Here is a 5,171-nt window from a genome sequence, read left to right on the forward strand (position 1 = left end):
GCTTTCCCCGACACCTTTTGGCTACTGCCCATTATGGTAACCATTTGGCTCAATGATACTGGAGCTTATCTCATCGGCTCGCTACTGGGTCGGCACAAGCTATTCCGCCGTGTATCCCCTAATAAGAGTTGGGAGGGTGCTATCGGTGGTGGCGTGGTAGCCATTCTTGGGGCTATTGGGTTTCACTCCCTTTTCCCTGAGGTAGCAACTATGTCCAACTGGATTACGCTGGCGGTGTTGATTGTTTTCTTTGGCAATTTCGGTGACCTCTTTGAGAGTTTCTTGAAGCGCTCTTATGGAGTAAAGGACTCGGGCAACATTCTCCCTGGGCATGGGGGCATCTTGGATCGGATTGATAGTCTTCTCTTTGTAGCGATCCCATCCTTTTTCTACATTAATTTGGTCATCTTGGCGTAAGGGAAGCATCTATGCAGATAGTACGATCCGCTATTTTCCGCCACGAATAAATTGATTATCTTTGCAATAGACAAAGGAAGCGATAGCATGGAAAGCAGACAGATACATATCATAAACGGTCCCAACCTCAATATGCTGGGGACAAGGGAGCCAGAGATATATGGGAGCACCCCATTTGATGAATACCTCGAACGCTTGAGGGATCTATTTCCGGCATGGGAATTGGTCTACTTCCAAAGCAATCACGAGGGAGACTTAATTGATTATATGCAGAGCCAAGCCCCCTACTCTAGTGGGATGATTCTCAATGCTGGTGCCCTCTCACACTACTCCTATGCTCTACAGGATACGGTGCGTGCGATAGAGTGTCCTGTGGTAGAGGTGCATATTAGCAACCTTGCTACACGGGAGCCTCACCGACACATCACCCTCCTGAGCGAGGTGTGTGTAGGGACCTTGATGGGGTTTGGGCTAGATGGATACCGCTTGGCTGTTGCACACTTAATTGCTAGAAGGTAAAAGAAAGAAAGAAAGTATATATTACGATTGATTGATTATGGACAATAAAAGGACAAAAATAGTTGCCACAATTTCTGACCAAAGATGTGACACAGAGTTTCTTAAAAGGTTATTTGATGCCGGTGTTAATGTCGTTCGACTCAACTCGGCACATATTGATAAGGAGGGATTTGATCGGATAATTGACAACGTCCGTAGCGTAGATCCTCAGGTACCAATTATGATTGACACCAAAGGGGCAGAGGTACGCACCACAAAGTTTGAGCATCAAGCTAACCTCGTAGCCGGAAATAAGATCACCATAGCGGCCGACCCTGAGGGAACCTCCACCGAAGCGTGTATCTATGTGAATTACAAGAACTTTGTACACGATGTACCTGTAGGTGCTCGCATCCTGATTGATGATGGCGAAGTGGGTCTTAAGGTGCTAGACAAGGATACAGAGCAGCTCTACTGTGTGATAGAGAATGATGGCGTCTTAGGCTCTCGCAAGAGTGTCAATGTGCCTGATGTCCATATCAATCTACCTGCAGTGAGTGACCGAGATCATCAATTCATCCTCTATGCGATAGAGAGAGGGCTTGCGTTTATCGCTCACTCCTTTGTACGTAGCCATAAAGATGTGGATGAGGTACGCCGTATCCTAGATGAAAATGGTGGCGAGGCGATCAAGATTATCTCTAAGATTGAAAATCAAGAGGGAGTAGATAATATTGATGAGATCATTGATGCCAGCTATGGTATTTTGATCGCTCGAGGCGACCTTGGCATTGAAATAGACTTCGAGAAGATTCCAGCCATCCAAAATGATATTGTACACCGCTGTATCCTGAAGAAGAAGCCAGTAATCATTGCCACACAGATGCTCCACAGCATGATCCACAATCCTCGCCCTACCCGTGCAGAGGTATCGGATGTCTCTAGTGCTATCTTGATGAATACTGATGCGGTGATGCTGAGTGGGGAAACTACCAATGGTAAATACCCTGTGGATGCGGTTAAGACGATGAAGCGTATCATCGTAGAGGCGGAGAAGCATCTTAGCTATCGGGGCGGTATTAAGCTTCGTAAGGGCGAAAATGATATCCTAGGGGTTACTAGCTACCTAGCAAAGTACACCGTGAAGTCCACCCTCCGGCTTGGAGTGAAAGCGATCATCACCGATGTGGCTTCGGGAAGATGTGCACGCAACCTAAGTGCCTACCGAGGAGAGGCTCCGATCTATGCTATTTGTAAGGATCAATACATTACCCGTCAGCTCAATCTCTCTTTCGGTGTCTATCCTATCTACCTGAGTCATGAGGGATACAATAGGCGCCAGTATTATGTCAAGGCGGTAAAGACACTTTTGGAGCGTGGCCTGCTGAAGACAGATGACCTCATCGCCTATATTGGAGGTACCCTAAGCAATGAGGTGGGCACTACCAGCCTTGAATTTAATAGAGTAAGTGACCTACTTGACTTCTATAGCGAGGAAGAGCAAAAGAAATGAATCGGCGATTAGAGGAGCTAGCAAGGGAGGAGTACATCGCCACCCACTCCTCACCAGAGCCAGATCTATTGGCCAAAATCAGTAGAGAAGCTCACCTCACGCTCACCCATCCCCGCATGGTGTCTGGGCATATTCAGGGCTTGTTTCTCCAGATGATTGTAGAGCTGATGAAGCCCTCAAAGGTACTAGAGATAGGCACTTTTGTCGGTTATGCTACCATTGCCCTCGCCACGGCTTTGCCGAAGGGAGCAAAGCTCACCACGATAGAGCTGAATGACGAATTGCGTAGTCGTATCCTTGACCACCTCCAGCAAGCGGGCGTAGAGGATCGAGTGGAGCTACTGATGGGTGATGCTCTTGAGATCATCAGCGAGCTACCGCTAGAGGAGTACCAGCTAGTCTACCTTGATGCCAATAAGGCTCAATACCCTGAGTACTACCAATTGCTCGCCTCTCGCCTCCCCAAGGGCGCCCTCATATTGGCCGATAACACGCTTTGGGGCGAAAAAGTATGGCACGATAATTTTCACGATCCACAAACTGTGGGAATACGTAGATTTAACCGACTTGTGGCCGAAGATCAGAGGGTATCGAAAGTGATCCTCCCGATGCGAGATGGGCTCACAATGATCATGATTAACTAATAAAAGGAGATAACTATGGATCAACTAAGAACTAAAAAAGTAGCACGAGAGATACAACGCCAACTAGGAATACTATTTCAGGAGGAGACCCGTAAAACCAAAGGGATCATGATATCGGTAACGGAGGTACGTCTCTCACCCGACCTAAGTAGTGCTCGAGTGTACCTCAGCATCTTCCCCGATGAAAGGGCGGAGGAGATGATGAAGTGGATTAAAGAGAATGCTTCGACGGTTCGTTATGACCTAGGCAATCGGATGGCATCGCAACTAAGGCATATCCCAGAGCTTATCTTTGAGATAGATAATAGTGAGGCCTACGCTCAGCGAATTGATGAACTACTGGGGCTAACTGACCAACCAACTAAGGAGTAATCCACTTGGAGATACTTCCCCTTTTAGGAAGCTTTCTACCAACCGTTCAGGCTATATGTCGTACCACTTCACCAATGCATTTAGGATTGCGTGGCGTTACTTCTTTTCGCCAAAGAGTACCCACGCAGTTAATATCCTATCTATCATAGCAGTGCTAGGAATCTCCCTAGTCACCACAGCTATGGTGGTGGTACTCTCTGTATTCAATGGTTTTGAGCTCTTCACCACCTCACAGCTCTCTAGCTTATCGCCCGAATATAAGTTACAGCGAAATGATGGGCAACCTTTTTCGCCCTCTGCCTATGGGATTAGTGAGGGAGTTGGGGTGCTCGAAACGGAGGCGGTAGCACGGTTTGAGGATAATAGCACCGCTATCAAGTTGGTAGGATTGGGTGATGGCTACTCGGAGATAGTGCCATTGCAAGAGTATCTTTTTTCTGGAGACTTTGACCTTGGGACTACTGAGGTACCTACAGCTATCTTAGGCCTAGGGGTGGCGATGCCATTAGGGGCTGGAGCAGGATATGTCTCACCACTGGAGGTGATGCTGCCAAAGCGACTAGGGCGTATCTCTACCGTCAACCCTCTTAGAAGCTTTCAGAGCGGTAGCTACCATATTACAGGCGTTTTTAGTACCGATCAAGCAGAGGATACGGAGGTGGTATTTGTACGACTAGATGAGGTGCGGAGACTTCTACAGTACGATGAAGATGAGGTAGGATATCTAGCCCTCTCAGCACCGATTGAGGTGCCAGAGGGCTTTCAGCTCCTCGACCGCTATCAGCAGCACCCCGATGTCTATAAAATCCTACAGATAGAGAAGTGGTTTTCCTTTGTACTACTCCTATTTGTGCTACTGCTCTCCCTCTTTAGTGTGATCAGTACGCTTGGTATGCTGATTATTGAGAAGCGAGAAGATGCTCGCACGCTGATGTTTCTCGGAGCAAGGGATAGGATGATCAATTTGATTCCTTTGATTGAAGGGTGGCTACTCTCAGCAACGGGCTTGGTAATTGGTTTGGTGGTAGGGTCAGTATTGGTATGGCTCCAGCAGCAGTTTGGCTTTGCAAAGCTAGGAGGAGGAGATACCTCAATGTTCCTCATCGAGGCCTATCCTGTAGACTACCGACCACTCGACCTACTGCTCGTCTCACTAGTGATCCTGGTGATTGGCATACTGAGTAGTCTCATTGCCTTCCGACTTTTCCGCTGGAATAAACGAGGGTAGGCTCTGCTTATTACGTTACTTGCAACTCCTATCCAAAGTACGGGGTTATGTATTAGAGGTGCGAAGGCACCTTTTTTTTACCATCGGGGACTCACCTTTTCAGAGTTTGAAAAAACCGCTTAAAAAAAGAGCAAAATACGACCCTCATAACTCACTGAAATTCAAAACCATATATAAGCGTTAACCGAGATGCAACTAAGCAATCGGCGAGATGCAACTCGGCAAATGCTTAGTTGCAACTCGCCGATTGCTTAGTTGCATCTCAACTTTTGACCTACCTGTACAGCGGTTTTGTAAGAGTAACCAAATGCGTCACCCTTGTGAGGAAAGTCAGGGCTTACGCATTAGAAAGGCCTTACCGTATGGATTTTAGCGGGGTGTCTATGAAAAGGGACCCCGGCTGAGGGGTCCGTGCTAAATAGGCATAGGTCAAGGCACGCAGTGCCGAAGACCTGTGTATAGATGGGCGTAAAATACCCTTGCGACCCCAGTCGAGGGG

6 protein-coding genes are annotated in these 5,171 nt (G+C 47.6%); all 6 read left to right on the forward strand.

What is annotated here, in order from left to right; translation table 11 throughout:
• A partial coding sequence (locus QVO39_RS07470; protein WP_288171920.1) for a phosphatidate cytidylyltransferase occupies positions 1-417 on the forward strand: 417 nt, incomplete at its 5' end.
• Positions 418-504: 87 nt separating this feature from the next.
• On the forward strand, positions 505-936 hold the full coding sequence (locus QVO39_RS07475) for a type II 3-dehydroquinate dehydratase (RefSeq protein WP_070707008.1): 432 nt from the start codon (positions 505-507) through the stop codon (positions 934-936).
• 37 nt (positions 937-973) lie between these two features.
• A complete protein-coding gene (pyk, locus tag QVO39_RS07480) occupies positions 974-2,428 on the forward strand; it encodes a pyruvate kinase (protein ID WP_021903648.1) in 1,455 nt (484 codons plus the stop codon).
• Complete coding sequence (locus QVO39_RS07485; protein WP_021903649.1) at positions 2,425-3,072, forward strand: O-methyltransferase; 648 nt, start codon at positions 2,425-2,427, stop codon at positions 3,070-3,072. The genes pyk and QVO39_RS07485 overlap by 4 nt, the downstream gene beginning before the upstream one ends.
• Positions 3,073-3,087: 15 nt before the next feature.
• Complete coding sequence (gene rbfA / locus QVO39_RS07490) at positions 3,088-3,444, forward strand: 30S ribosome-binding factor RbfA (protein ID WP_018028170.1); 357 nt, start codon at positions 3,088-3,090, stop codon at positions 3,442-3,444.
• A 55-nt stretch (positions 3,445-3,499) separates the two neighbouring features.
• Positions 3,500-4,672 carry an FtsX-like permease family protein gene (locus tag QVO39_RS07495; protein WP_021903650.1) on the forward strand — a complete coding sequence of 391 codons (1,173 nt, stop codon included), beginning with the start codon at positions 3,500-3,502 and terminating at the stop codon, positions 4,670-4,672.
• The last annotated feature ends 499 nt before the right edge of the window (positions 4,673-5,171 follow it).

Origin of the sequence: Porphyromonas sp. CAG:1061, assembly GCF_000435035.1 — a bacterium.
Classification (GTDB): Bacteria; Bacteroidota; Bacteroidia; order Bacteroidales; family Porphyromonadaceae; genus Porphyromonas_A; species Porphyromonas_A somerae.

Excerpts from the sequence above, each read along its gene's own strand:
- QVO39_RS07475 (WP_070707008.1), top strand. The coding sequence starts at position 505 with ATGGAAAGCAGACAGATACATATCATAAACGGTCCCAACCTCAATATG.
- pyk (WP_021903648.1), top strand. The coding sequence starts at position 974 with ATGGACAATAAAAGGACAAAAATAGTTGCCACAATTTCTGACCAAAGA.
- QVO39_RS07485 (WP_021903649.1), top strand. The coding sequence starts at position 2,425 with ATGAATCGGCGATTAGAGGAGCTAGCAAGGGAGGAGTACATCGCCACC.
- rbfA (WP_018028170.1), top strand. The coding sequence starts at position 3,088 with ATGGATCAACTAAGAACTAAAAAAGTAGCACGAGAGATACAACGCCAA.
- QVO39_RS07495 (WP_021903650.1), top strand. The coding sequence starts at position 3,500 with ATGTCGTACCACTTCACCAATGCATTTAGGATTGCGTGGCGTTACTTC.